Origin of the sequence: Synechocystis sp. CACIAM 05, assembly GCF_010222815.1 — a bacterium.
Lineage (GTDB): Bacteria > Cyanobacteriota > Cyanobacteriia > Cyanobacteriales > Microcystaceae > Synechocystis.
Genome location: NZ_CP019225.1, coordinates 1,686,169 through 1,710,303 on the forward strand (window position 1 = coordinate 1,686,169; position 24,135 = coordinate 1,710,303).

A 24,135-nucleotide genomic window follows, 5' to 3' on the forward strand; every position below is an offset into this window, starting at 1 on the left:
ATTTTTTGTCTAAGAATCTCCCCCCAGCCGGACTCCTACCATGACAAACCAGAATATGCCCCCGGAAACACCTATCATTTGGCTCAATTTTAGCCCTGCGTTAAGGCGTTTTGATCGCCCCTTACTGCGGCAATTAAGCAAAAGTCAGGCTATTTTGCAATGGGATTATCATCAAACTGCTGACGAACCCAATTGTCTAACAGTGGGATTAGATTTAATCGGAGAATACCTGGAAAATTTTCACCAACCTGTCCATTTAATTGGTCATAGCACCAGTGGATTGTTAGCTTTATTGTACGCCCGACAATGTCCCGAAAAAGTCCGTTCCCTCTCCCTACTCTCCGTTGGTGTATATCCTGCCCTCGACTGGCAAGCCCATTATTACGGCCAATTTGATGCCATGCGTTACAGCCGTCATTTGCTCCTTGGTCAAATGGCCCACCATCTATTTAATTGTCGTTCCCTACGTCAAACCAAAACCATTGTTAATATTTTGGAAAATGATCTATTAACTTCTATTTCTCCCCACAGTTTGTATAAACAATTGGTCATTTTGCCCAACCACATTGCCGTACCTCTTTTGGTGGCGGTGGGGGAAGCAGACGGCATCATTGATACTAGTTTATTTAATGGCTGGCAACGGTGGAAAAAACCTGGCGATCGCCTTTGGTTATGTCCTGGGGGAAAATACTTTTTTCAGTTTGAGCATCCAGAAATAACCGCATTCCAACTACAACAATTTTGGCGATCGCTCCAGGGTCAGGAAGCCTCTTCTTCCACTTCTTTGCTGGCTTAGGTTGGCCCAGTTTAGCCCCAGTTTGCTCTATTCTCTTGGTTGCAACCAACGCAGAGACTATAAAATGTGAGGTGCCGACGGTTGTCAACTTCAGGAGTATTGTCCATGTCAGTCCAAAACCTGAGTAAACAAGATGTAGCCGCCCTTACTGCCGAGGATGTGGCCCAATTGGCCCAAAGACTGGAAAACGATGATTACACCGATGCTTTTGAAGGGCTGAAGGATTGGCATCTCCTACGGGCGATCGCCTTTCAGCGGGAAGACTTGGCGGAACCGTATCTTTACCTGCTGGATAATGAAACCTATGACGAAGCTTAGGGTTAGGAACCCATGGTGAAGGGGAAACGCATCCTAATTGGGGTGGGTGGCGGCATTGCGGCCTACAAAATTTGTGAGGTGGTGTCCCAACTATTCCAACAAGGGGCGGAGGTGCGGGTAATCCTCACTGCTGAAGGGGAGAGATTTGTTACTCCTTTGACCTTTACCACTTTGGCTCGCCATCCAGCCTACTGCGACGCAGACTTTTGGCAACCCATCCATCATCGTCCTTTGCACATTGATTTGGGGGAATGGGCGGATATTTTCCTGATTGCTCCCCTCACGGCCCACACTTTGGCGAAACTAAGCCACGGTTTTGCCGATGATTTACTCAGCAATACGGTGTTAGCCTCCAGTTGTCCGATCCTTTTAGCCCCCGCCATGAATACGGATATGTGGGAGCAGGAAGCGGTGCAAAGGAATTTACAACAATTGCTGGGCGATCGCCGTTACCATTTGTTGGCCCCCAATGGGGGGCTGTTGGCCTGTGACCGCCGGGGGGTGGGGCGTTTGGCGGAACCAGCACAAATTATGCATCGACTGCAAGCATTGTTGTTCACCGGAGGTCAGGAAGATTTACGGGGTAAAAGGATTCTTATCACCGCTGGGGGCACCCAGGAATATCTCGATGCAGTGCGGTTTATAGGTAATCCGTCCACCGGCAAAATGGGTTTAGCCCTGGCCCAATCGGCCGGCGATCGGGGGGCAACGGTGACTCTCATCCATGGCCCCATAGGGGATTTGTCCATACCCATGGGAGTAACAAATATAGCAGTGGTTAACGCAGAGCAAATGGAGCAAGCCCTCCTTGAACAGGCTCCCTTAGCGGATTGGATTATTATGGCCGCCGCCGTAGCGGACGTTAAACCAACCCAAATTGTGACGGGCAAAATGGCTAAACAGGATTTACCCGATAGTTTACCGTTAGCCCCAGTGCCGGATTTAATTGCCCAGGTGAGCAAACAAAAACGGCCCCATCAATTGCTAGTAGGTTTTGCTGCCCAAGCGGGAGATATTGTTACCCCAGCCAAAGAAAAGTTGCAGAGAAAAAATCTGGATGTAATTGTTGCCAATCCCATTGATCAGCCCCAATCAGGGTTTGGCACCGACAGTAATCAAGCGGTAATTATTGACCGCCACGGTTCCCAAACGGCGATCGCCCCTTGTTCAAAGTTGGCCATGGCCCACCGCATTTGGCAATATCTGTTGGAACGGATTTGAAAAGCCCCCCTGACCCCCCAAATTTGGGGGGAAACACAGTCAAAGTCCCCCAGTATTGAGGGATTTAGGGGGCAAAATAAGACTTTGCAAACAGGCTCTTAGAACGGATTTGAAAATTGTGAATGATCCATTAGGACAAAGATTTTTGATCTAACCAATCTAGGGTGCGGTGGATAGCCCAATTTTCGTCGGGGTCATTGTTTTCCTGCCGACAACGAGCATTGGCGATGTAACCTACATGGCCGCCCCTGGGAGTTAGCTGTAAATCCACGCCGGTAAATTGGTCTTGTAAACTGGGTAATTCCTTGGCTATGGCTGGGTGGAACAGAGGATCATCGGCGGCGTAGAGCAATAGGGTGGGTTTAACAATTTTGCTCAACAAAGGCAAAGCGCTACTGGCTTCGTAATAATCTTCCACAGAAGCAAAGCCCAGGCGATCAATTACTAAATTGTGGTCAAAGCCCCAAATGCTCTGGGCCCGTTTAATGGCTTGGGCATCAAACACCCCCGGATGGTAACGATGCAATTGCCACGCTAACTCCTTCAACTTGTTGGCGATCGCCTTTTCCAAATATCGTCCCACTGGATGACTTGTTAAATAATTGAGGGAGCGCTGGGAATCAAGGCTAGGGCAAATGGCCATAGCTCCCCCAATGTCTGCAGGAGAAAAGGAAGCTAACATTGCATTGTTGTTACCCCAATCTTCCAAAGTTTGCCCCTTATATACTCCCCAGAGGGAAAGTTGACCCCCCAGGGAATAACCCCCAAACCAAAAGGGGCCGGGGTAACCCAAAGCCTTTGCTTGGGCGGCTAAATAAACAAAATCTTCCCCTTCATATAAACCGTCGGAGGTGAGGGTAGGGGAGAGTTCCGCCGTTTTACCGTGGGCGCGCCAGTCAAACAAAATTACGCCATAGTTGCGTTCATAGGCCCAGCGTCCCCATTGTCGCAAAAAGCCTTGATCTTCCAGGGAACCAGTGATGCCATAGGTGGCAATTAATGTCCCCTTAGCTTGGGAAGGAATGGGCGATCGCCAAACATGGAGGGGCACTCCTTGGGAGCCGGTCATTACTTGGCTGATGTATCCAGGTTCCTGACTCTGGGCTGAGTTTAAGCAACGCTGATTGGCCACAAAGGCGGTGAAGATGGTCATGGCCAAACCCGATGACAGATACCAAGGGGGAGTAAACCGGGGCCAAGCTTGACACTTTTCGGATGGGGCCAACAAAGGCGATCGCATAAATTGAAGTTTAGTTAAGGGCTATGCAATCCAACCGGCTAAGGAATGGGAATGGCATCAATCTGTAATTTAACCTTTTCGTCGGGATAGCTGGCTAAACGGATCGACACACTGCGCACCGAATCTGGCAGCGGGCCAAATAACTCGATGGTGCCTTTATACGCTTGGCGATCGACGGGTAAGGAAGGAGGCAAAGAATCAGTAAAGGAACTCAATAAATTATTATCCTGGTCTCTGACTTCCAAAAAACTATACAAAAACTCCACTTCCTCCGAGCCATTATTCTGTAAGCTCACCGCCAACTGCAGTGTACGGCGATCTTGGGTAATATTCTCCACCCGCATCAAGACCCCTTGATTTTTGTCGCTGACTAGGGGGCTTGCAGCATTAGAATCTAAGACTTTTTTTCCGTCTCCGTCTCCACTTCAGACTTTTCTTGTCCCTGGTCTGCGTTGGCAGAGTTGGTTTCCCCCTTGGGTAGTTTCTGTTGTTTCTTAATATATGCCCTAGTATCTTTCGCCACCTGTTGAATATTGACGGGCTCAAACTTGGCACCGGATTCCGACCCATCTGTGGGTTTTTCCCCTGGTTCATCCCCAGGCGGGATAATGAACTGCTCCATGGGGTTACTGGGCGGTTGCACAACCCCTTCCAGGGCCGCATCCCCCAATTTATAGCTAATAAAGGCCGTAGCTCCCATGCCAGCCAACACCGCTAGGAAGAGGGCTAGGGGACTGAAGACAAAATCACCAAAATTAAATTTAGAGCGACGCTTAGCTTTAACGACCTTATTAGCCATGGGAAAAGGGAGAAAAACTTAATTAAAACTGGGCAACGTCACCTAGCGGTCCACCGATCCCATGATAATGTCGATGCTACCGAGGATCGCCATGATGTCTGCTACCTTCACCCCCTTGAGGATGTGGGGCAGAATTTGCAGATTGTTGAAGTCCGCAGAACGGATTTTCCAACGCCAGGGGAACACATCGTCATTGCCTTGAATGAAGATACCCAATTCTCCCTTACCGCTTTCCAAGCGCACGTAATGTTCGCCGGCAGGAATCTTAAAGGTGGGAGCAACTTTTTTGGCAATATACTGGTATTGGAAATCATTCCATTCGGATTTTTTGCCTTCTTGGAGTCGTTTAGCTTCCAGATTTTCGTAGGGGCCACCAGGCATGGCTTTGAGGGCCTGACGAATGATCTTAACCGACTCCCGCATTTCCCGAATTCTGACTAGGTAACGGGCAAAACAGTCCCCAGCGGTTTCGTACTGCACTTCCCAATCAAGCTCGTCGTAGCACTCGTAATGATCCACCTTACGCAGGTCCCATTTCACCCCGGAACCTCGGAGCATGGGGCCCGATAATCCCCAGTTAATGGCTTCTTCCCTGGTCACAGTGCCCACCCCCTCCACCCGGCGACGGAAAATGGGGTTGTTGGTAATTAGTTTTTCGTACTCGTCAACCTTGGGCAAAAAGTAGTCACAAAAGTCCTCGCATTTATCATTCCAACCGTAGGGCAGATCCACAGCTACCCCACCAACGCGGAAATAATTATTGTTGATCAACCGCATGCCAGAAGCAGCTTCCCACAGATCATAGATCATTTCCCGTTCCCGGAAAATATAAAAGAAGGGAGTTTGGGCCCCCACGTCCGCCATAAAGGGACCAAGCCAAAGTAAATGGTTGGCGATGCGGTTCAGTTCCAGCATTATCACCCGGATATACTGGGCCCGCTTGGGAACTTCAATGTCGGCTAGCTTTTCTGGAGCATTGACAGTAATAGCTTCGTTGAACATACCAGCGGCGTAGTCCCAACGACTAACGTAGGGAACATACATAATATTAGTACGACTTTCAGCGATCTTTTCCATGCCCCGATGCAGATAACCAATCACCGGTTCACAGTCCACCACGTCCTCCCCATCCAGGGTCACAATCAAACGTAACACCCCGTGCATAGACGGGTGATGGGGCCCCATGTTGAGCACCATTGGTTCGGTTCTGGTTTCAATCTTGGTCATACCCGGTTAACTGCTATCGGCAGAGATGTGGTGTGGTTTTAATGAGAAAATCTCTTTAGCAAATCATATGGCATGGCCATTGGGGAGGCAAGGCGGCATTACTGCTCTTTGGTGATCCCCGCCGGCCTTTTGGGGGAAACCGGCCTACAATATTCAAAGTTTTGTTGTTTTGCTTCCAATGGGCTGGAGCGGGGTGTGGTTTGAAAAATTTTTCTGGTGGCATGAAAAAATTAACGTCCTTTCCCTTCCCTTTATTCAAGTTATTCAAATCTCTTAAGTCTTCTAAAAGTTTTTCTTTTCAGGCGATCGCCGGCCGTTGGCCGATGTCCCGTAAATGGGCATTAATGCTAATTCCCCTCGCTTCCATTGGTACTATTCCTCTGTTGTTGGCTTGGAGTGGTTATGGTGAAGACCCCAATGCCATCGCCAATGGCAAAACCAATACCGGCACCGAAGTAATGGCCGACATGGCCGGGGAAGAATTGATTAAAACCCTGCCGCCCCTGAGCCAAATTCCCTCCCCTCCTGGTTCTCCGGCTTCGGGCTTAAAAAGTCCCCGTCCCATCACTGCTGAAAACTTAGCGAAAAGTGCTCCAGGCACAACTCCGGGGTTAAAGGACAACGCCGCTAATCTGCCTCTGAATACCAATAAAAACAATAATCCAGCAGCACAAAATAACACTTCTTCTCAACCACTCCGCCAAGCTCCAATTCCCGCTGGACCCCAAACTGCGGCAGCCCCTGCCCCCACGACCACCCCAGTGGACTACACTCCCCCACCGTTGGAAATTCGGGTCGGCATTCAAAGGGATGTACCCAGTGTGGCGATCGCCGTTTCCAGTCAGGGATATCTCCAGGACCGCCAAGGCCAAGGGCTGATGAGTCTCAATGCTGGCCAAGGAATCAATGTCACTGCCCAGGGTAACAGTCTGCTGATCAACGGTCGTTCTGTTCCCGGCGTAGTCTGGTTTACGGCCGACGCTAATGGCTACCTGGCCGTAGGCGATCGTTGGTACCGGGGAAGGGTGTTGTTAGTGCCCCGGGGCGACAAGGTTTTGGCCGTCAACTACGTCAACTTAGAACATTATCTAACCAGTGTAGTCGGTAGCGAAATGCACTCCACCGCCCCCACCGAAGCCCTCAAAGCCCAGGCGATCGCCGCCCGTTCCTATGCCCTGGTCCATATGGTACGCCCCGCCAGCCAGTGGTTTGACCTGGGGGATACCCAACGGTGGCAAGTTTATAAGGGCATCGGCAGTGAGCAGGGCCCTTCCCACAATGCTGTTACTTCCACCCTCGGCCAGGTGTTGAGCCATAACGGTGGTGTGGTGGAATCCCTCTATGCTTCTACGGATGAAATTGTGGCCCGGGTACATAAGGGTAGGGGCATGAGCCAGTATGGAGCCTACGACTTAGCCCGTCAGGGTTATAACTATCAGCAAATTCTCAACCGTTACTATCCTGGGGTGGAAGTGGCTCGGGTAGTGTTAAAAAACTGAGCGATCACTTTCCCAGAGGCTTCCGCTTTGGCGATAAAGTATAGGCAGTTACTAATCAATTTTCTTATTCCAGTTTTCTCACCCCCAGCAAAACTATGAGCACCCAAGATAAAGCCCGTGAACTTCTGGCCAAAGAGCGTCAAAACGAACAGCAGCTTCATGAAAATATGGCGGCTCGGGCGGCGGAAACCGAACTAACCGTAGCGGAAGACTTGGATGAGAAAGCCAGGGAATTGTTAGCAGAGGAACGGCAACAGGAAAAGCATGTGGAAGAAACCATGCTTAGTCGCTCCACCGAAGAGTTGAGTTAGTAGTTAGTTACACCGGAGCTTTTCCTAAACCCTTGCCCCAATAGTTTTTTCAGTGGTTACCCTAGGGGTTAGGGCGCTATTCTTCCTGTACAGGGACTAAAACTCAATGCCGGGTTGGGCCTTAACATTTTGCTCCCGGAAAGGATGTTTTATCAGGGTCATTTCTGTGACTAAATCGGCCCGGTCAATCAATGGTTGGGGTGCTCCCCGGCCTGTCAAAATAACGTGATTAGATTCCGGCTTCCCTTCCAGGCCGGCTAGTACTGTTTCCACGTCCAGATAGCCCAGCTTTAACGCCACATTTACCTCATCCAGTAGGACTAGTTGGTAATCGGGATTGCGGATATACTCCAGGGCTTTTTGCCACGCGGCATGGGCGATCGCCTGGTCCCGTTGCCGGTCTTGAGTTTCCCAGGTAAAACCTTCTCCCAGGGCCAAAAAAGTTAATTGGTCTTGCCAAGGGGTAAAGGCCGCTTTTTCTGCCGGTTCCCAGGCCCCTTTGATGAATTGAATAATTCCTACCCGATAACCATGGCCCAGGGATCGCAACACCATGCCCAGGGCGGCGGTGGTTTTTCCTTTGCCGTTGCCGGTGTGAACAATTACCAGACCCTTCTCTGCCTTAGCAGCGGCAATGCGCTCATCCTGTAAAGCTTTGCGCTTTTGCATCTTAATTTTGTACTGCTCGTCGGACAGGGAATTGACCATGGTAACTGTTAAGAATTTCTGCAAAAATTGTAACTCTTACGGGGGACAAATGTTAAGAATTTGTTGTGAAAACTGCGATGATCCCCATTTTTATTTACGATAACAATAGATTAAAAAATCAATATTTTAGAAAAACTTCTAGCAATAGAGGAGGGATGAAAATGGATATCAATCAATATTTTGCCAATTGTAGTGATGATTATCTCGATTCTGAACAAAATAGTTCTGAACAACTTTTGTTGGCAGATCTAACAGGATCAGAAGAGGATGGCATTTTTTTTGATGGTTTAACTGACCGAGATACGGGTTTTGGTCATGTGGTTAGATTAATGAGAATGCCCCACCTGGACAATGGCAACCTCAGCGGTGGTGATCCCGATGACAATTGGTATCAAGCGGAAGTGGTGGGGGAAGAAGCCGTGGGGGGTGATAATCCCACTCCCGATCAGAATGTGACGGAAGGATTACTGCAATCCATGGGCATTGTCAGTGTGGACGGTAGGCCGGTGGCCACAGTGAGAAACTTTGGGGCTAGGGATGAACGTCGTTGGGAATTGGATCCCGATTCCGCCGAAGACCATCAAAATCCCCAAGACGAAGACTAAATTCAAATTAAGTTTTGGGTAGAAAGTTTTGGGACAGAGCGATTAGAATCAGGGCTGAACTATTTACTGCCCCGCTAGCTCTCACTTTTATCGTCTGCCTTTTGCATGACTGAATTATTCCCGAGCCCCAATTCCGCCGTTGTTTCCCGTCGCACTGCGCTCAAACTTTTAGGGGTGGGTACCCTGGGGGGCGCGATTGGTTATTCCCGTTTAGCTAAACCCCAGCCGGCCCGGTACGATACTGATCGCCTAGATTTGCCGCAATATTTGTCCCAACCAAAGTCGGTGGTGGTGGTGGGAGCTGGTTTAGCTGGTTTAGCTTCAGCCTATGAACTGAGCAAGCGGGGCTTTAAGGTTACCCTTTTGGAAAAATCGCCAAATTTAGGGGGAAAAGTAGCGGGCTGGCCCATCCAGGTGGGGGAAGAAACTTTCCAGATGGAGCATGGTTTCCATGGCTTTTTCCCCCAGTATTACAACCTCAAAAGCATTGTTAATGAATTGGCGATCGCCGACAATTTTCGTTCCCTTGATTTCTATTCTTTAGTCTTTAAAGAGGGCTATGAGCCGGAGGTGTTTCGCCCTAGCCATTCCGCCTTTCCCTGGAATATTGTCGATCTGACCATTTCTTCCCCGAACCGATTGCGCTGGGGCATTAATTTAACCAAGCCTGCCCATTGGCAAGTTTTTCGAGCCATTACGGGTTTTCAAATTCCCAAAAGCTATGATCAGCTAGACAGTATTACAGTCAGCGATTGGGTGGCTAAGGGTTTCCCCAAAGGTTTGTACGATCTTTACTTCCTACCCTTTGCCAAATCTAGCTTGAATGCCCCCGATGTGTTGAGTGCGGGGGAATTGATGCAGTTTTTCCATTTTTACTTTTTCGGTAATCCCGAAGGCCTAGCTTTCAATGGCACCAAGGACGATATGGTGACTAGTTTGGTCATGCCCATGGTGGAATCCATCAAAGCCCACGGGGGACAAATCATCACCGAAGCCACCGTTAGTGCAATCAACTGTGACCAAGGTTTAATCCAATCCCTCCAGTATGTGCAGGGAGACGATCCCGTCAGTGATGTGCCGTTTACTGTGCCCCGCAATGATCTGCTTACCCAGGCAAACCCAGGGGGGGATGTTTATTACGGCGCTGGCGATCGGGTTTATTGGGCTAAGCCAGAAGGAAAAGAAGCTCTATCCCTCACCTGTAGCCATCAAGGTTGCACCGTTGCCAAACAGGAGAATGGTCAATTTATCTGTCCTTGCCATGGCGCTGTGTATGATGCGGATGGTCAAGTTATCCAAGGGCCAGCTAAGCGAAATTTAGCCAAGTTTGCGGTTAAACCGGGAAGTAGTGCCACGGAAGTACAGTTGGTGTCCCGCACCAAGGACAAACCACCGGCGCAAACCCTCAAAGCAGATTATTATGTGCTGGCGGCGGATGTAGTGGGCATGAAAAACCTGGCCGATCGCCTGGGGGGAGATGTTAATCCCCAATTTGTCCAACAGGTGAAAAACCTAGCGGTGGCGGATCCCTTTGCAGTGGCCCGGTTTTGGTTTGATCAAGATTTTGAATGGCCCCACAGTAACTTCGCCTCCCTATCCGGTTACCGTTTAACCGATAGCATTACCCTTTATCACCGCATCCAAAATCAGTTTATTGCCTGGGCGGAACGCACCGGGGGCAGTGTGGTGGAGTTACACGCCTATTGCTACAAAGAAAAAGAGTTCCCCACCCAGGGGGATTTGCTGGCCACCTTTGAGCAGGAATTGTACGAAATTGTCCCCTCGCTAGCTACGGCAAAACTCCTACACCGGGAATTGGTTAACCAGAAAAATTTCTCCGGTTTCCCCCCCAACAGCTACGGCGATCGCCCAGAAACGGAAACTCCGGTGGCCAATCTTTTATTCGCTGGGGATTGGGTGAAAATGCCCTTTCCCTGCGGTTTGATGGAGCGGGCCATCAGCAGTGGGTTATTATCAGCCAACGCCATTTGTCATCAAGAGGGTTTGCAACGGCGGGAATTGTTAACGGTGATGCCCGAGGGAATTTTGCAAATTTAGCCCTAGTTTAGCCTTCGGTCTAGAACAGTGCTGGACTATTTATGGTGGGAAATCATTGTTGATTCAGATTGATCAGCAGGATTGATCAACTCTCCCGCGCCAATATCGGCCCAGAAAAACTAGGGTAAAAGGAACAAGAGCAAGGTTCTACTCCGTCTCCCTGGTGGTGATGGTATGACTAAGATGAATTGAATCTGGTTTGCCCAGGATTTTGCTGGCTAGTGTTAGCCTAACAGGGTGGTTGTGGGGAATGAATAGCGCCTGAAATTATGGTCACCGATCGCCAAAAGTCTGAGTCCCCCTTGGGGGTGCCCCGGTTAGCAGAGCATTCCAGGGCGGTTTTCCCCTGGGCAATGGTGGTGGGCTTTAGCAGTGGCGTGGTAGTGGCGATCGCCGGGGGGGCGACCTACGGTCATTATTGGGTGCAACGAAATGTGTCTCCCTTGGTGGGGCAAGCGGTGGAACATTTCTTGAATCGTCCGGTGGAGTTGGGGCCATTAACCAGTGTTTCCCTCACCCATCTAGAATTTGGTGCCACTAGCATTCCGGCTACAGCCACTGACCCCAACTGGGTACAGCTCCAAAGTTTAAAGATTAGCTATAACCCCTGGCAATATTTCCAAGATGAACATCTTGGGTTAACCATTACCGCCATAGCCCCCCAAGCCCATTTTGAACAGGGGCGATCAGGCCAGTGGTGGCATACAGAGATGGGGCAATTGGCGGAAGATTTTCCCTTCCAACTGGAAAAATTAATTGTTCGTCGGGGTCGGGGCACGGTGGTTAGTCGCAACAATCGCCAAGCCCTCAATCAACCCATTCAATTACGGTTAAATGATGCTCAATTTTGGCAAGGGTCGAACCAAGAGCTTTTCCGTTTTCGTCTCCAAGGTCAACTGTTACCCCTGGTGGAGCGCCACAGTTACCTAAATTTGGAGGGAACGATTGACCCAGCCCAGGAACGCTGGCAACTCCAGGTCAAAAGTCGACATTTACCCCTCACCGCCCTCAAGCAAATTTTGCCCCTACCGCTGAATTTTCAAAGGGGTACCCTAGACAGTGACTTGGCGATCGCCGTTCAGGATCAACAACTGGTTGCCCTCGATGGGGAGGTGGATTTACACCAAGCTAGTTTGAAATTGCCCCAACTGGCCCGCCCCCTCACCGCCATTAATGGCCCCCTCATTTTCCAGGGTCGCAAAATTCAACTGGGGCAAGTGCAAGGACAATTGGGGGAAATTAAGGCCCATAGCCGCGGTTACATTGATTGGCAGGATGGCTTTAACCTGGCGATCGCCACAGCGCCGTTGGCAGTCAATAAAATTTTCCAGGGGCTACAGTTTCCCCCTGCCACTGTCCCCATTAGCGGTCAATTAAGTTCTACGGTGGCCATTCAGGGACCGCTGGAAAATCCGCAAATTAACGTCGCCCTACAAAAAGCAGGTAAAAATTCCCTCCAGATTGAAAACTTAGCCCTAGATGATTTACAAGCAAACCTCAACCTAGAAGGTGATCGGGTGGTGGTGAAACATTTTCAGGCTTCACCCCACAGCGGCGGTAACCTAACCGGATCGGGGCAAATTCAAGCCCACAGACAAGGAAATAAACTGGATTGGCAACCGTTCCAACTGCGCATTCAGGCGAATAAAGTTGATGTGCAACCCTGGTTGGAAGGGGATTTAAGCGCCCAATTACCGACCGTTTTACCCCTATCAGGGCAAGCCCAAATCACAGGAAAATTATCCGAACCTCGTACTTGGCAGGCCCGGGCCCAAGCTAATGTTTCCCTAGCAGGGGGATCGGTTAAAACCAACGATTTTGCCTACCAGGGAGGGCAATGGCAAGGCAATTTTCAACTGCAAAATTTATCCCTTAGCACTTTCGACACGGCATCAATCCCAGACAGTCTCAAGCAGGGCAAATTGCAAGCCCAGGTGTGGGCCCAGGGAAATCAGCAAGAACAGTCACCATTGCAGCTACAGGGTCAGGGGCAAGTAACTCTACCCCAGGGCACCGTGGCGATCGACCAATTTCAACTCCAGGGGAAACAATGGCAAGGGGTTTTTGCGGCGAAAAATATTTCCCTGGCAACCCTGCCCGGTATGGATCAATCCTGGTCGGGAACTTTGGCTGGGAACTGGACTGGCAAGGGAGAACTAGACCAACCTCTGCCGCAATGGGATTTAGCCGGGGCTGGGCAATGGCATTCCCCCCAGGGGACAGTAAACATTGAAAAATTCAGTGTAGGGGAGGAAAACTTCACTGCCCAACTCAACACAGAAGGCATAGATTGGCAGACTTTACGCGTTAGTCAACCGGGGCAAGTGGCAGGAAAATTAAACCTCACAGGGCGATGGATTGGGGAAACGGCCCAGTTAACAAACCTAAAGGGAAATTTAACTAGCTCCCAGGGTTGGCAATTATTATCCGACCCCGTGGCGATCGCCTTTGACTGGGAAGGCTCCCAGCTTAGGTTAGACCAATTCCGTAGTAAGGGTTTAAATGCCCGGGGAAATGTACAAATTGCCATTGCTGGTATTAAACCAGGTTTTGATTTTCAAGCGGCAATAAAAGCCATGGACCTCCAGGTGGAGGCCACTGGGTTACCCCTAGCCAAAATTATTCCCACTCCCCCAGGGGCTCCGTTGGCGGGAAATTTAGATTTCAAGGGAGATGTGACTGGCTCCGGTGGGCAACCTCTATGGCAAGGGCAATTGACAGTGAACCATTTGCAGTTAGGGGAGTTTAAATTTGCCTCCCGTTTAAGGGGTGAGGCGGAAAAAGATCCGCAGGGATTACAGTTGGCTCTCCAGGGAGAAGGGGAACAAATTCGCCTCAGTTTAGACCCCAAGCACCAACCAACGGCGGTGTTATTTAAGCGGGGACCATGGCAACTGGCAGGGCAAAAACAGGCTGACCAATGGTCTTTAACGGCCCATTCCTTACCCCTAGAGGCTTTGCAAAATAGTCTGCCCTTAGCCCTTACCCTTGTTCCCAATGGCGACAAATCTTTAACGGATTCCTTGGCCAAACTCCAGAGCCAACCTTGGGGAGGACAATTGTCGGGGCATTTTCAGCTTGACCTGGCCCAAAAAACGGCGATCGCCACTAGGGTTAATATCAAGCAACCCCGTTGGGGTAATTTTAGCGCCCAGGATTTAACCGGCAATTTTCGCTACGGCCAGGGGCAACTAACGGTGGACAATGGTCGTTTGCGCCATGGCCAGAGTACAGTTTTAGTGCAGGGGCAAGCCAATTTCCAAGGCGATCAACCCCAGTGGGGCGGGGAAATTAGTTTCCGTCAAAGCCGGATTGAAGATGTTTTAACGGCTCTGCAACTGTTCACCTGGGAAGATTTTGGCCGGGGTTTTCAGCCCCCCATTTACGGTACTGCTAAGGATTTATACGGTGAAATAGGCAAAGATTTAGACCAAGAAAATTTGCCACCGCTGGTTAGTGTGGGCAATGCCTTGGATGATCTGGCCACTCAATTTAATCAACTGGCCCAGAGTGAAGCTAGCTTGGCCCCAACGGAGACCAATCATGAACCTGTACCAGATTTAGACCAACTGCGGGGACAACTGCAGGGCAAAATTACCGTGGAGAAACGGGAAGACTCTCCCCTGGCGGCCAACTTTAACCTTTGGGGCCAAGATTGGCAGTGGGGCGACCATGGGCTGGGGCAATTGCAATTGGCGGGGCGCTGGCAGGGGGATAATCTTAGCCTTGCTCCCCTGGAACTACGCAGTGGCGATCGATTTTTGCGGGTAACAGGGTCACTGGGACCCCAGGGCCAACAGGGAGAAATTCAACTCCATCAACTACCCCTTGGTCCCTTAGCCAAAATTTTACGTCTCCCGGCCCACTTTGCTCCAGAGGGGGATGTATTTGCTGATTTTCGCCTCCGGGGTAGCCGGCGGGACCCTCAATTCCAGGGCAAAGTGCAGATTAAAGAGAATCGCTTTGGTCCTTTAGCGCTGGAAAAAACTGAGGGGGATTTTAGTTACCAGGCTGGTCGCTTAGATTTTCAGTTACAAAGTCTGGTTAATTCCCTCACGGAACCCCTGCAATTACAGGGTAGTGTGCCCTACGTCTTTCCTTTTGCTAGCCAAGCCCCCAACAGTGATCATTTTTCCGTAGCGTTAAAGTTAAAAAATGACAGTTTGAAGTTGATCAACCTAGTCAGCCGTGGACAATTAAGTTGGCTAGGCGGTCAGGGAGAAGTGGATTTAGCTTTGTTGGGTCGCCTTGATCCCTATAAACAAACCCTGTACCAACTCCAGGGGCTGGGGGAAATTACCATCCACAATGGGGCGATCGCCGCTCAGATGTTACCAGATAAGCCCTTAACCCAGGTCAATGCCCAAATTACGGCGGACTTGAATACGCTCCAGGTTACCAATTTAACTGGGCAGATCAGTGGCGGGAGTTTAGCTATGGCGGGCAGTCTGCCCCTGCAAAATGCCTTACCCGATGTGAACCAGGGTTTACAACTAAGCTTAAATAATTTGGCGGTGGATATTCCCAATTTGTACCAAGGAGCTTTGGATGGGTTGATGGAAATTACTGGCACGGCGATCGCCCCCCAAATAGGCGGTCAGTTGGCTCTGGGCAATGGCAATATTTCCATGGGACAAACCCTACCTACCTTGGGTTCCAGTGCTTCTCCCCATCGGGGCTTAACGTTCAACAATTTGAACTTGGTGTTGGCGGAAAATACCCGGGTACAAAATTTACCTTTTCTCGATTTTGCCGCCGCTGGCCAAGTGACCCTGAATGGTACCCCACAAAATTTGCGTCCTGAGGGAGAAATTAAGCTCAAAGGGGGCCAGGTGAATCTGTTTGCCAGCCAATTAAGGTTGGATAATAACCAAAATAACAGAGTTTATTTTCTGCCCCAGCGGGGTCTAGACCCCTATCTCGATTTATATTTGCTCAGTTCCGTCAGTGAAACGAGCCGCAATATTGCTAATCGTCCTTCCCAATCCTCCGAGATCCCAGAACCCTTTAGTGCTAACCAGGACAGCCTGCAAACGGTGCGTATCCAAGCCCACATCAATGGCTATGCCAGTGAGATTAACGACAATATTCAGTTAACCAGCACTCCCCGGCGATCGCCGCAGGAAATTATTACGTTGTTAGGGGGCGGTGTGCTCAGTACCCTTGGTCAGGATAGTACTCAAACCACAGTGGGGCTAGCTAATTTGGCCGGGTCCGCAGTGTTGGGCCCAGTCCAGGGGCGCATTGGGGAAGCTTTAGGACTAAGTGAATTTCGCATTTTTTCCACTCCCTTAATGAACGAAGGCGATCGCCTCCAGGGAAATCAAATTGGAGTAGCGGCGGAAGCTGGAATTGATATTACCCCCCAAATAGGAGTGTCGGTGCAAAAAATCATCAACTCCGATCGCCTACCCCAGTGGGGCTTGGAATACCGGGTTAACGACAGCACGGTGATCCGGGGATCCAGTAATTTCCAGGACGACAGCCGGGGCATAGTGGAATTTCAAAAAAGGTTTTAGCCTTTGCTAGCCAGAACTTTCGACCCCATGGGAGACCATGTTAGTGATGGTAGTCAGTTCCTAGGCAAAAGTGATTTAGCCATTGGCAATAATGTGCAGATCAACAGTGGGCAAACAGCGCATTAACCGTTGAATAATGGAACCCTTGATCAGTAAATGCCACCGCGATCGCCGACTTTCCCCCAACACAATTTGAGTAATGCGATAGGTTGTGGCCACCTGGGCAATGGTCCCCACCACATCGTCCGATTCCTGGCGAATAAATTCCCCTTCAAACTCCTGGGTCAGATGTTGACAAGTTTCCACATGGAGTGCCTCCACCTTGGAGAGAAACTGATTGGTGGGAGCCACAAACAAGACAAATAGACGACCATTCATTTGACTGGCAATGCGCCCCCCCCGTCGCAATAATTGAATGGAATTGGGGTAGGTGGAAATACACACCAAAATCCGTTCGTGGACAGCACAGTGATTAGTCTGTTGATCATGGCGACTATTTTCCTCAATATTGTTGGCCACTTCCCGCAAAGCCAGTTCCCTCAGGGCCACCAAATTCTGGCGCTTGAAAAAGTTTTGCAGGGCTTGGTTGATTTTGTCCTGGGCGTAAATTTTGCCTTCCTGCAAACGCTCTTGCAAAGTTTCCGGAGTAACATCAACCACTACCACTTCGTCAGCTTCATCCAAAAGGCGATCGGGCACCCGTTCCCGCACCACCACCCCGGAAATTTTATACACCAAATCATTGAGGCTTTCTAGATGTTGAATGTTGATGGTGGAATAGACGTCAATGCCTGCGGCCAAAATAAGCTCCACATCCTGATAGCGTTTTTCCCGCTCCGCACCGGGGATGTTAGTATGGGCCAACTCATCCACTAACGCCAACTGCGGCGATCGGGCCAGAATGGCTCCGGTATCCATTTCCAGCAACGATCGCCCTTGCCAAATCATGGTTCTGAGGGGGACTTGCTCCAGCCCAATGGCTTTTTGGGCCGTTTCCTCCCGGCCGTGGGTTTCCAACAGGCCAATCACCACATCAAAGCCTTCCTGCTTGAGCTGTTGTCCCTCTTCCAACATGCGATAGGTTTTGCCAACCCCCGGGGCCATGCCAATGAAAATTTTGTGTTTACCCCGCCGGTGAGGGGGGGACGCCGCTGGAGTCAAGGAACTGGAACTGGATTGACCGGCATGGATCATGGTGATGGGGCAGAGGGGATTTGCAGAAAGCAGAGAGGCCTGCCTCGGTCCGTCGTTGAACGGTCTAAGTTTTCATGGGCAGGACGATAGGTCGGATCAAGGTTTCAATTCCCAACCCGGTGTAGCTCATAGGTAAGGGAAGTTGAATGCAAACTCTGGCTAACCATGGCCCATAGGCGATCGCCGTGGTGAACCACAAGAATTTTTGCTTGAAACATCAGAGGCAAGGGTTTAACGATTATCGAGGGCCAGGTTGAGGGTGAGGACATTGACCCCAGGCTCACCAAAAATGCCAAGGAAGCGCCCCTCAGTGTGTTTAGTTATCAGGCTTTGCAATTCTTGGGGAGGAATAGATCTAGCCTTGGCCACCCGGTCTAACTGGGCTTGGGCCGCCGCTGGGCTAATGTGGGGATCAAGCCCTGACCCAGAGCTGTAAAGCAAATCGGCAGTGGGTTGCACGGCATTGTCCTCTAAGCGTTGGGCCTCTGCTTCAATGCGGGATAAAAGGTCAGGATTACTGGGAGCTAGGTTGCTTGCACCGGAAATGCCCGTGGGGGAGGCATCTGCCCCTTCACTGTAGTTAATGGCACTGGGGCGACTCCAAAAATAGCCTTCCTCGGTGAAGGTTTGTCCGATCAAAGCCGAACCCACAACTTGCCCCTGGGAATCGGTGATCAGGCTACCATTGGCCTGGTAGGGAAAGACCAGTTGACCAATCACTAATACGATCGCCGGGTAAATGAGGGCTGTTAAAATCCAAAGCAGGGCAGTACTGCGTAAACTAATCACAAAATTGCGAATCATGGCAAAGTTTTAGAGTTTTTTTGAAAGGTTTTATTTTGCCCCCTAAATTTCCCAATAATGGAGAATTTTTACTTAACTTCCCTCCAATTTTTGGGGGGGCAGGGGGGCGTTTGAAAGATGCTTTTAAGCAAAATATCAGGTTAGTAATGGAGCATAAAAATTAACCAAACTAGTTTGAAAAAGTAACCTTAAAAACGTTCCGGCTCAATAATTACCATGGCCAGGTAAACAGCCAATCCCAGAACAATGATTACTAGGAGGCCAAGGGCATAGGCCGTTCCCCGGTCAATGGCGCCGTTACCAGCAGCATAAATGGGGGGGGCGATCGCCAAATTGCATAAAGTCGTCAGCAAAATGGTGCGGCCAATGACGGAGGTTTTAGAAGTAGAAAACATCGGAGTTGGAGTAAAGGAAAAAGTAGGGGAAAAGTATCTGGGGAAGGAGCACAATGGCAAAACCTTGCAGTCACCGGACATCAAAGCGAAGAAATACCGAGGTCTATGAGCTTGATGGCCACAAAGGGCACAATGATGCCCCCCAACCCATAAACTAAAATGTTGCGCTGGAGTAATTGATCCGCACTTAAAGGACGAAACTTCACCCCCCGCAGGGCCAGGGGAATAAGGGCGGGGATAATCAGAGCGTTGTAAATCAGGGCCGAGAGCACAGCGGATTGGGGGCTGCTCAGATCCATGATGTTGAGGGCACCAATGCCAATACCGGCGAACATGGCAGGAATAATGGCGAAATATTTGGCAATGTCGTTGGCCAGGGAAAAAGTGGTCAATGCCCCCCTAGTGATTAGAAGTTGTTTGCCAATGGTGACCAGGTCAATCAGTTTAGTGGGGTCAGAATCGAGGTCCACCATATTGGCCGCTTCCTTAGCCGCTTGGGTGCCGGAATTCATCGCTAAACCCACATTGGCCTGGGCGAGGGCCGGGGCATCGTTAGTACCGTCTCCGGTCATGGCCACCAACTTACCAGCGGCTTGTTCCTGTTGAATAACCTGGATTTTGTCTTCCGGAGTAGCTTCGGCAATGAAGTCATCAACCCCCGCTTCCTTGGCAATTACCGAAGCAGTAATGCGATTGTCCCCCGTGAGCATAACGGTGCGGACCCCCATGCGTCGCAGTTGATTAAATCGCTCTTGAATACCTGGTTTGATGATGTCCTTAAGATAAATTACACCGTAAATCTCATCGTTACGACAGACCGCTAAGGGGGTGCCCCCTAGATGGGAAACCTTTCCGTAGGCTTCGTCAAGGCCGGTGGGAGACTTGCCCCCCCTTGACCGCACAAAGCCCCGGATGGCATCCACCGCCCCTTTCCGCACTTCACTGCCATCGGGTAAATCGGTGCCGCTCATGCGAGTCCGAGCAGAAAATTCCACCCCCTCCGCCTGCTGGCGATCGAAGTCCAAAGTAGCTCCCATCTTTTCCGCTAGGCGCACAATGGATTTTCCCTCCGGGGTGGTGTCAAAAATACTTGCCGCCAAGGCGATCGCCGCCACTTCTTTCAAAGAATGACCATTCACTGGCAGAAAGGTCTCCGCTAAACGGTTCCCCAAAGTAATAGTGCCCGTCTTATCTAACACCAAGGTGTTGATGTCGCCGCAGGCTTCCACGGCCCGCCCGGAAGTGGCCACCACATTAAACTGGGCTACCCGGTCCATGCCAGCAATGCCAATGGCACTCAGCAAACCGCCAATGGTGGTGGGAATCAACGCCACCAAGAGGGCAATAAGTAGGGTAATGCTCACCGGGCTATCGATGTAATTAGCCGGGGGAGGCAGAGTTGCCACCACAATTAGGAACACCAAGGTCAACACCGCCAACAATACCGTTAGGGCAATTTCATTGGGGGTTTTACTGCGTTCTGCCCCTTCCACCAGGGCAATCATGCGGTCAATAAAGCCCTTACCGGGATCCGCGGTCACCCGGATGATCAGCTCATCGGAAATAATGCGGGTTCCCCCCGTCACGGAACTGGCCACATCGGAACCTGGTTCCTTCAGTACCGGAGCCGATTCCCCCGTAATGGCGGATTCGTCCACCGAGGCCACCCCCTCCAACACTTCCCCGTCGGCAGGGATAATATCGCCAACGGAAACGACAATGCGATCGCCTTTCCGTAGATGGGTGGAGCTGACCATTTCTAGGGAACCATCGGCCAAAATTCGCTGGGCATAGGTCTGAGTCTGGGTTGAACGCAGGGCATCGGCCTGGGCCTTTCCCCTACCCTCGGCCACCGCTTCGGCAAAGTTGGCAAACAGAACCGTAAATAACAAAATAACCGTCACTAACCCGTTAAATATGGCTGAGGTGCCAGTAACCCCAAATAGGTTGGGATTGAGAGTCAACATCCCAGTGATCAAGGTGCCGACCCAAACCATAAACATGACTGGATTTTTGACCATGATTTTGGGATTGAGCTTCACCCAGGCTTCCTTGAAAGCCCGTTGATAGAGATCGGAAAGATTGGCTTTTGGGGTGTGTCGCCGCTGCTGCCGTGGCCCCCCCGGTTGTCGCACAGTGGAAGTGGAGTTCATAAACTTAGGTAAAAATCGGATTTAAGGGTAGAGAAAAGGTAGCAACCAAGGATCTGCTAAACCAAATTGAAAGCTTCCGCCACTGGACCGAGTACCAAAATGGGCAAAAAGGTCAGGGCACCGAGGATGATGATGGCTCCGGCGGTAATCCCGGTGAATAGGGTTGTATCGGTGTGGAGAGTACCGCTGGTTTCCGGAACAGGTTGTTTGCGGGCCATGCCATCTGCCAAGAAAATTAGGGCAACAATTGGTACATAGCGTCCGGCAATTAACGAGAAACTGGCGCTTAAATTCCACCAAAGAGTGTTATCCGCCAAACCTTCAAAGCCAGAACCATTGTTGGCGGCGGCGGAAGCATATTCGTAGGCCACCTGGGAAATGCCATGGAAGCCCGGATTACTAATGCCCGCTAGGGTGTCAGGAAAGGCGAGGGTGATAGCGGTGGGAATTAAAATGGCAATGGGGTGGATTAGAAGAATTAAGCTAGCGAGGACAATTTCCCGTTTCTCAATTTTGCGACCCAAAAATTCCGGTGTCCTTCCCACCATCAATCCAGTGAGAAAAACCGTCAGGATGAGAAACACAAACAGATAGGCTGTGCCCGTGCCCTGGCCTCCCCAAATAATTTGCAGGAATAGGTCCGATAGGGTAACAAAACCCCCAGGGGGCATGAGGGAGTCATGCATGCCGTTGACTGCCCCACACATGGTTCCCGTTGTGGACACAGCCCACAGGGCCGTTAATACCCAACCAAAGCGCACTTCTTTACCTTCTAAATTGGGTTGGGTTTCCCCCAGAATTTGATTGATCAGAGGATTACCTTGAAATTCCCCCACAGCGGCGATGGCAATCAGAATTCCATAAAGAATAAACACCATCCAAAAAATTAACCACCCTTGCTTGGGGTTGCCTGCCATGATGCCGTAGGTAATGATGAGGCCGGCGGGAATCACCATCATAATTACCGTTTCCAAGAGGTTGGCAAAATTATTGGGATTTTCGAAGGGATGGGCAGAGTTTATACCAAAAAAACCGCCACCATTTTCCCCTAGTTCTTTGATGATTTCAAAATGGGCCACCGGACCCCGGGCAATCCATTGGGTGGCCCCTTCCAGGGTGGTTACCTGGGCTGGCCCCGCAAGGGTTTCCGGTACCCCCGCCACCAGGAGGAGTATTGCTCCCACGAGGGAAATTGGCAATAAAATTCTAGTAATTGATAGCACTAAATCCTGGTAAAAATTACCGATCGCCTGGCCGCTTAGGCCCCGAATAAAGGCGATCGCCACTGCAATGCCGGTGGCCGCAGAAGTGAACATCAAAAACCCTAGGGCTCCAGCCTGACTAAAGTAGGTGTAGGTCGTTTCTCCGGAATAGTGTTGTTGATTGGTATTGGTCACAAAGGAAATGGTAGTGTGTAGGGCCAAATCCCAAGACGGAGCAGCTAAACCCGTGGGATTGAGGGGTAAACTGCCCTGGAACATCAAGATTAGGAAGACAAAAAACCCCATAACCAGATTGCTGATCAGCACAGCACTAACATATTGGGTTGCTCCCATGGAGGGATGTTTTGTAATCCCGGAACCGGCAAAAATCAACGACTCTAGAGGACGGGCAATTTTATCGAGCCAAGTGGACTGACCAAGAAAAACCCGTGCCATATAACGCCCAAGCAAGGGGGCGGTGGCCACTAGGATGGCTAAAGTCAGTGCAACTTGTACAAAACCTTGCAACATAGAATTTTGTCATCTCCAAATAATCATTAAGGCAGGACAAGTGGGAGTCGCTCGCTATGCTAAAAAAAATCAAATTCCGCCGCTAATTTATCCATATCATCAGCTTGCCTTGCTCAATGAATTTCCACAAGGTATAGAAGATAATTTAAAAGGTATTTATAGATTATGTTTAAATAATTCTTTTACTTATATTAAAGTTGTTTAGCTTTTGCCTATACCAAATGATATAGAAGTAATTAAACGAATAGATCTATCTTTTTTGTTTTAGTATGGGCGGGAAGACCCCTGCAACTTTTCCCCTTGAAAGCCATTTCTGTTCAATCATTGGCCGACCAAACAGTGCGTATTTGGACCCGTACCCACTGGTTGTTAGCAATTCTTTTTTTAATCGTGATCAGTTTGGATTACAGCACTCCCCCTCCCTACGTGCTCGGCTATCTGTACATTGGGGCAGTACTATTGGCTAGTGTGCGGCTGGGGCATCGGGCAACCCTCTGGGTAACAGGTACTGCGGTGGTTTTAACCCTGCTCAATTTGTGGATTCCGGGCATTGAACCCATCACCCCCATCACCGTGGCCAATCGGATAATCACCGTACTGGCACTGCTAGTCACCGCTTGGCTGAGCGATCGCCTGCAACAATACGAAGCGGCCATGGTGAAACAACAGGTGCAACTGGAAACCCAAATTCAACTGGCTAAGGTGCGGGAGGATTTTGTCTCAACCCTGACCCATGACCTGAAAACTCCCCTTTTGGGGGCAATTGAAACCCTTAATGCCTTCCAAGCAGGACAGTTTGGGGCTGTTACCCATAACCAACAACGGGCGATCGCCATTATGATGCGTAGCCACCGCATGACCCTGCAACTGGTGGAAACCCTGATGGATGTTTACCGCAATGACACAGAGGGTTTATATCTGCACCAGGAACCGGTCAATCTCACTAGTCTGGCGGAGGAAGTAATTCTGCAACTCACCCCCCTGGCCACGTCCCGCCAAATCCATTTATGTCTGCGCCAAGGTAACTCCGACTTTCGCCAAGCCTATTGGTTACAGGCCGATGCTTTGCAACTGCAACGGGTTTTTAATAACCTCATTACCAATGCCATTAATCACTCCCCCCGGGGCCGTAAAGTGGAAATTTCCCTTACTTCCAAAAATAATCATTTCCAGGTGCAAATTGTCGATGAAGGGCGGGGAATTCCCGACTATGAATTGCCCAATCTCTTCGAGCAATTTTATCAAGGCCATGGCGATCGCCAAGCAAAGGGAGCCGGACTGGGATTATATCTTAGCCGCCAAATTATTGAAGCCCACGGTGGTAAAATCTGGGCGGAACCCCGCTCTCCCCAAGGGGCCATCTTTGCCTTTTCCCTGCCCATAGAATCCCAGGTTTAACCTCCTCTTTAGTTTATTGCTATTCATCTTTAAAACTGTTTTAAAAGCCCCCCTGGCCCCCCAAATTTAGGGAAAACTGAGTGAAAGTCCCCCAGTGTTGGGGGATTTAGAGCGTGTTTGAAAAGTAGGGTGAAGAATGGAAAATGGTGAAGAATAT

21 protein-coding genes are annotated in these 24,135 nt (G+C 50.1%); 11 read left to right on the plus strand and 10 right to left on the minus strand.

Annotated features, from left to right (window positions below; all coding sequences use genetic code 11):
• Window positions 1-40: 40 nt before the first annotated feature.
• The 3 genes from BWK47_RS08090 to coaBC all read left to right on the plus strand — a co-directional run bounded on the left by BWK47_RS08090 (window position 41) and on the right by coaBC (window position 2,335).
• The gene (locus BWK47_RS08090; RefSeq protein ID WP_162328254.1) at window positions 41-796 is read left to right on the plus strand and encodes an alpha/beta fold hydrolase; all 756 of its coding nucleotides are present in this window, start codon (window positions 41-43) and stop codon (window positions 794-796) included.
• Between the two features lie 66 nt (window positions 797-862).
• Window positions 863-1,114: a protein IsiD gene (gene isiD, locus BWK47_RS08095; RefSeq protein WP_193386672.1), complete on the plus strand. Its 252-nt coding sequence runs from the start codon at window positions 863-865 to the stop codon at window positions 1,112-1,114.
• 12 nt (window positions 1,115-1,126) lie between these two features.
• On the plus strand, window positions 1,127-2,335 hold the full coding sequence (gene coaBC / locus BWK47_RS08100; RefSeq protein WP_162328255.1) for a bifunctional phosphopantothenoylcysteine decarboxylase/phosphopantothenate--cysteine ligase CoaBC: 1,209 nt from the start codon (window positions 1,127-1,129) through the stop codon (window positions 2,333-2,335).
• A 130-nt stretch (window positions 2,336-2,465) separates the two neighbouring features.
• Here coaBC and BWK47_RS08105 read toward each other — a convergent pair whose 3' ends face one another.
• The 4 genes from BWK47_RS08105 to BWK47_RS08120 are packed head-to-tail and all read right to left on the minus strand — an operon-like array spanning window position 2,466 to window position 5,601.
• Window positions 2,466-3,575 (minus strand): YheT family hydrolase, encoded by a 1,110-nt coding sequence (locus BWK47_RS08105; protein WP_162328256.1) that lies wholly within the window; start codon window positions 3,573-3,575, stop codon window positions 2,466-2,468.
• A 38-nt stretch (window positions 3,576-3,613) separates the two neighbouring features.
• Entirely contained in the window at window positions 3,614-3,919 is a 306-nt protein-coding gene (locus BWK47_RS08110) for a hypothetical protein (protein WP_162328257.1), read from the minus strand.
• Window positions 3,920-3,969: 50 nt separating this feature from the next.
• Entirely contained in the window at window positions 3,970-4,374 is a 405-nt protein-coding gene (locus BWK47_RS08115; protein ID WP_162328258.1) for a hypothetical protein, read from the minus strand.
• Window positions 4,375-4,416: 42 nt separating this feature from the next.
• Window positions 4,417-5,601, minus strand: coding sequence for an NAD(P)H-quinone oxidoreductase subunit H (locus BWK47_RS08120; RefSeq protein ID WP_010872566.1), 1,185 nt, complete (start codon window positions 5,599-5,601; stop codon window positions 4,417-4,419).
• Window positions 5,602-5,801: 200 nt separating this feature from the next.
• Here BWK47_RS08120 and BWK47_RS08125 point away from each other — a divergent pair, with 200 nt between their 5' ends.
• Both BWK47_RS08125 and BWK47_RS08130 read left to right on the plus strand, forming a co-directional pair.
• Complete coding sequence (locus BWK47_RS08125) at window positions 5,802-7,100, plus strand: SpoIID/LytB domain-containing protein (RefSeq protein WP_237269960.1); 1,299 nt, start codon at window positions 5,802-5,804, stop codon at window positions 7,098-7,100.
• A 95-nt stretch (window positions 7,101-7,195) separates the two neighbouring features.
• Window positions 7,196-7,411, plus strand: coding sequence for a hypothetical protein (locus BWK47_RS08130; protein ID WP_010872564.1), 216 nt, complete (start codon window positions 7,196-7,198; stop codon window positions 7,409-7,411).
• A 96-nt stretch (window positions 7,412-7,507) separates the two neighbouring features.
• Here BWK47_RS08130 and cobO read toward each other — a convergent pair whose 3' ends face one another.
• On the minus strand, window positions 7,508-8,119 hold the full coding sequence (gene cobO, locus BWK47_RS08135) for a cob(I)yrinic acid a,c-diamide adenosyltransferase (RefSeq protein ID WP_162328260.1): 612 nt from the start codon (window positions 8,117-8,119) through the stop codon (window positions 7,508-7,510).
• Window positions 8,120-8,280: 161 nt separating this feature from the next.
• Between cobO and BWK47_RS08140 the strand changes: the two genes are divergently transcribed.
• The 3 genes from BWK47_RS08140 to BWK47_RS08150 all read left to right on the plus strand — a co-directional run bounded on the left by BWK47_RS08140 (window position 8,281) and on the right by BWK47_RS08150 (window position 16,301).
• Complete coding sequence (locus tag BWK47_RS08140) at window positions 8,281-8,724, plus strand: DUF6335 family protein (RefSeq protein ID WP_237269962.1); 444 nt, start codon at window positions 8,281-8,283, stop codon at window positions 8,722-8,724.
• 105 nt (window positions 8,725-8,829) lie between these two features.
• Window positions 8,830-10,782 (plus strand): FAD-dependent oxidoreductase, encoded by a 1,953-nt coding sequence (locus BWK47_RS08145; RefSeq protein WP_162328262.1) that lies wholly within the window; start codon window positions 8,830-8,832, stop codon window positions 10,780-10,782.
• 269 nt (window positions 10,783-11,051) lie between these two features.
• On the plus strand, window positions 11,052-16,301 hold the full coding sequence (locus BWK47_RS08150) for a translocation/assembly module TamB domain-containing protein (protein ID WP_162328263.1): 5,250 nt from the start codon (window positions 11,052-11,054) through the stop codon (window positions 16,299-16,301).
• A gap of 75 nt (window positions 16,302-16,376) precedes the next feature.
• On the opposite strand, the gene BWK47_RS08155 is transcribed toward BWK47_RS08150, so the two are convergent.
• Both BWK47_RS08155 and kdpC read right to left on the minus strand, forming a co-directional pair.
• Entirely contained in the window at window positions 16,377-17,495 is a 1,119-nt protein-coding gene (locus BWK47_RS08155) for a sensor histidine kinase KdpD (RefSeq protein ID WP_162328264.1), read from the minus strand.
• A 231-nt stretch (window positions 17,496-17,726) separates the two neighbouring features.
• On the minus strand, window positions 17,727-18,299 hold the full coding sequence (gene kdpC / locus BWK47_RS08160; RefSeq protein WP_162328265.1) for a K(+)-transporting ATPase subunit C: 573 nt from the start codon (window positions 18,297-18,299) through the stop codon (window positions 17,727-17,729).
• 20 nt (window positions 18,300-18,319) lie between these two features.
• Here kdpC and BWK47_RS08165 point away from each other — a divergent pair, with 20 nt between their 5' ends.
• Window positions 18,320-18,463 carry a hypothetical protein gene (locus BWK47_RS08165; RefSeq protein ID WP_162328266.1) on the plus strand — a complete coding sequence of 48 codons (144 nt, stop codon included), beginning with the start codon at window positions 18,320-18,322 and terminating at the stop codon, window positions 18,461-18,463.
• Window positions 18,464-18,487: 24 nt separating this feature from the next.
• Here BWK47_RS08165 and BWK47_RS08170 read toward each other — a convergent pair whose 3' ends face one another.
• The 3 genes from BWK47_RS08170 to kdpA form a co-directional block, all read right to left on the minus strand.
• Complete coding sequence (locus BWK47_RS08170; RefSeq protein WP_237269964.1) at window positions 18,488-18,694, minus strand: potassium-transporting ATPase subunit F; 207 nt, start codon at window positions 18,692-18,694, stop codon at window positions 18,488-18,490.
• 80 nt (window positions 18,695-18,774) lie between these two features.
• A complete protein-coding gene (kdpB, locus tag BWK47_RS08175) occupies window positions 18,775-20,847 on the minus strand; it encodes a potassium-transporting ATPase subunit KdpB (RefSeq protein ID WP_162328268.1) in 2,073 nt (690 codons plus the stop codon).
• Window positions 20,848-20,903: 56 nt separating this feature from the next.
• Entirely contained in the window at window positions 20,904-22,580 is a 1,677-nt protein-coding gene (gene kdpA / locus BWK47_RS08180; RefSeq protein WP_162328269.1) for a potassium-transporting ATPase subunit KdpA, read from the minus strand.
• On the opposite strand from kdpA, the gene BWK47_RS08185 reads away from it, so the two are divergent.
• Both BWK47_RS08185 and BWK47_RS08190 read left to right on the plus strand, forming a co-directional pair.
• On the plus strand, window positions 22,540-22,785 hold the full coding sequence (locus tag BWK47_RS08185; RefSeq protein ID WP_162327074.1) for a hypothetical protein: 246 nt from the start codon (window positions 22,540-22,542) through the stop codon (window positions 22,783-22,785). The two genes, kdpA and BWK47_RS08185, sit on opposite strands and share 41 nt — an antisense overlap.
• A gap of 134 nt (window positions 22,786-22,919) precedes the next feature.
• Window positions 22,920-23,978, plus strand: a complete 1,059-nt coding sequence (locus BWK47_RS08190) for an ATP-binding protein (protein WP_162329649.1) — start codon at window positions 22,920-22,922, stop codon at window positions 23,976-23,978.
• The last annotated feature ends 157 nt before the right edge of the window (window positions 23,979-24,135 follow it).

Coding starts and splice junctions, on each gene's coding strand:
- BWK47_RS08115 (WP_162328258.1), bottom strand. CDS start 4,374: ATGGCTAATAAGGTCGTTAAAGCTAAGCGTCGCTCTAAATTTAATTTT.
- kdpB (WP_162328268.1), bottom strand. CDS start 20,847: ATGAACTCCACTTCCACTGTGCGACAACCGGGGGGGCCACGGCAGCAG.
- cobO (WP_162328260.1), bottom strand. CDS start 8,119: ATGGTCAATTCCCTGTCCGACGAGCAGTACAAAATTAAGATGCAAAAG.
- kdpC (WP_162328265.1), bottom strand. CDS start 18,299: ATGATTCGCAATTTTGTGATTAGTTTACGCAGTACTGCCCTGCTTTGG.
- coaBC (WP_162328255.1), top strand. CDS start 1,127: ATGGTGAAGGGGAAACGCATCCTAATTGGGGTGGGTGGCGGCATTGCG.
- BWK47_RS08120 (WP_010872566.1), bottom strand. CDS start 5,601: ATGACCAAGATTGAAACCAGAACCGAACCAATGGTGCTCAACATGGGG.
- BWK47_RS08105 (WP_162328256.1), bottom strand. CDS start 3,575: ATGCGATCGCCTTTGTTGGCCCCATCCGAAAAGTGTCAAGCTTGGCCC.
- BWK47_RS08130 (WP_010872564.1), top strand. CDS start 7,196: ATGAGCACCCAAGATAAAGCCCGTGAACTTCTGGCCAAAGAGCGTCAA.
- BWK47_RS08170 (WP_237269964.1), bottom strand. CDS start 18,694: ATGTTTTCTACTTCTAAAACCTCCGTCATTGGCCGCACCATTTTGCTG.
- BWK47_RS08110 (WP_162328257.1), bottom strand. CDS start 3,919: ATGCGGGTGGAGAATATTACCCAAGATCGCCGTACACTGCAGTTGGCG.
- BWK47_RS08145 (WP_162328262.1), top strand. CDS start 8,830: ATGACTGAATTATTCCCGAGCCCCAATTCCGCCGTTGTTTCCCGTCGC.
- BWK47_RS08090 (WP_162328254.1), top strand. CDS start 41: ATGACAAACCAGAATATGCCCCCGGAAACACCTATCATTTGGCTCAAT.
- BWK47_RS08155 (WP_162328264.1), bottom strand. CDS start 17,495: ATGATCCATGCCGGTCAATCCAGTTCCAGTTCCTTGACTCCAGCGGCG.
- BWK47_RS08150 (WP_162328263.1), top strand. CDS start 11,052: ATGGTCACCGATCGCCAAAAGTCTGAGTCCCCCTTGGGGGTGCCCCGG.
- BWK47_RS08140 (WP_237269962.1), top strand. CDS start 8,281: ATGGATATCAATCAATATTTTGCCAATTGTAGTGATGATTATCTCGAT.
- kdpA (WP_162328269.1), bottom strand. CDS start 22,580: ATGTTGCAAGGTTTTGTACAAGTTGCACTGACTTTAGCCATCCTAGTG.
- BWK47_RS08185 (WP_162327074.1), top strand. CDS start 22,540: ATGGCTAAAGTCAGTGCAACTTGTACAAAACCTTGCAACATAGAATTT.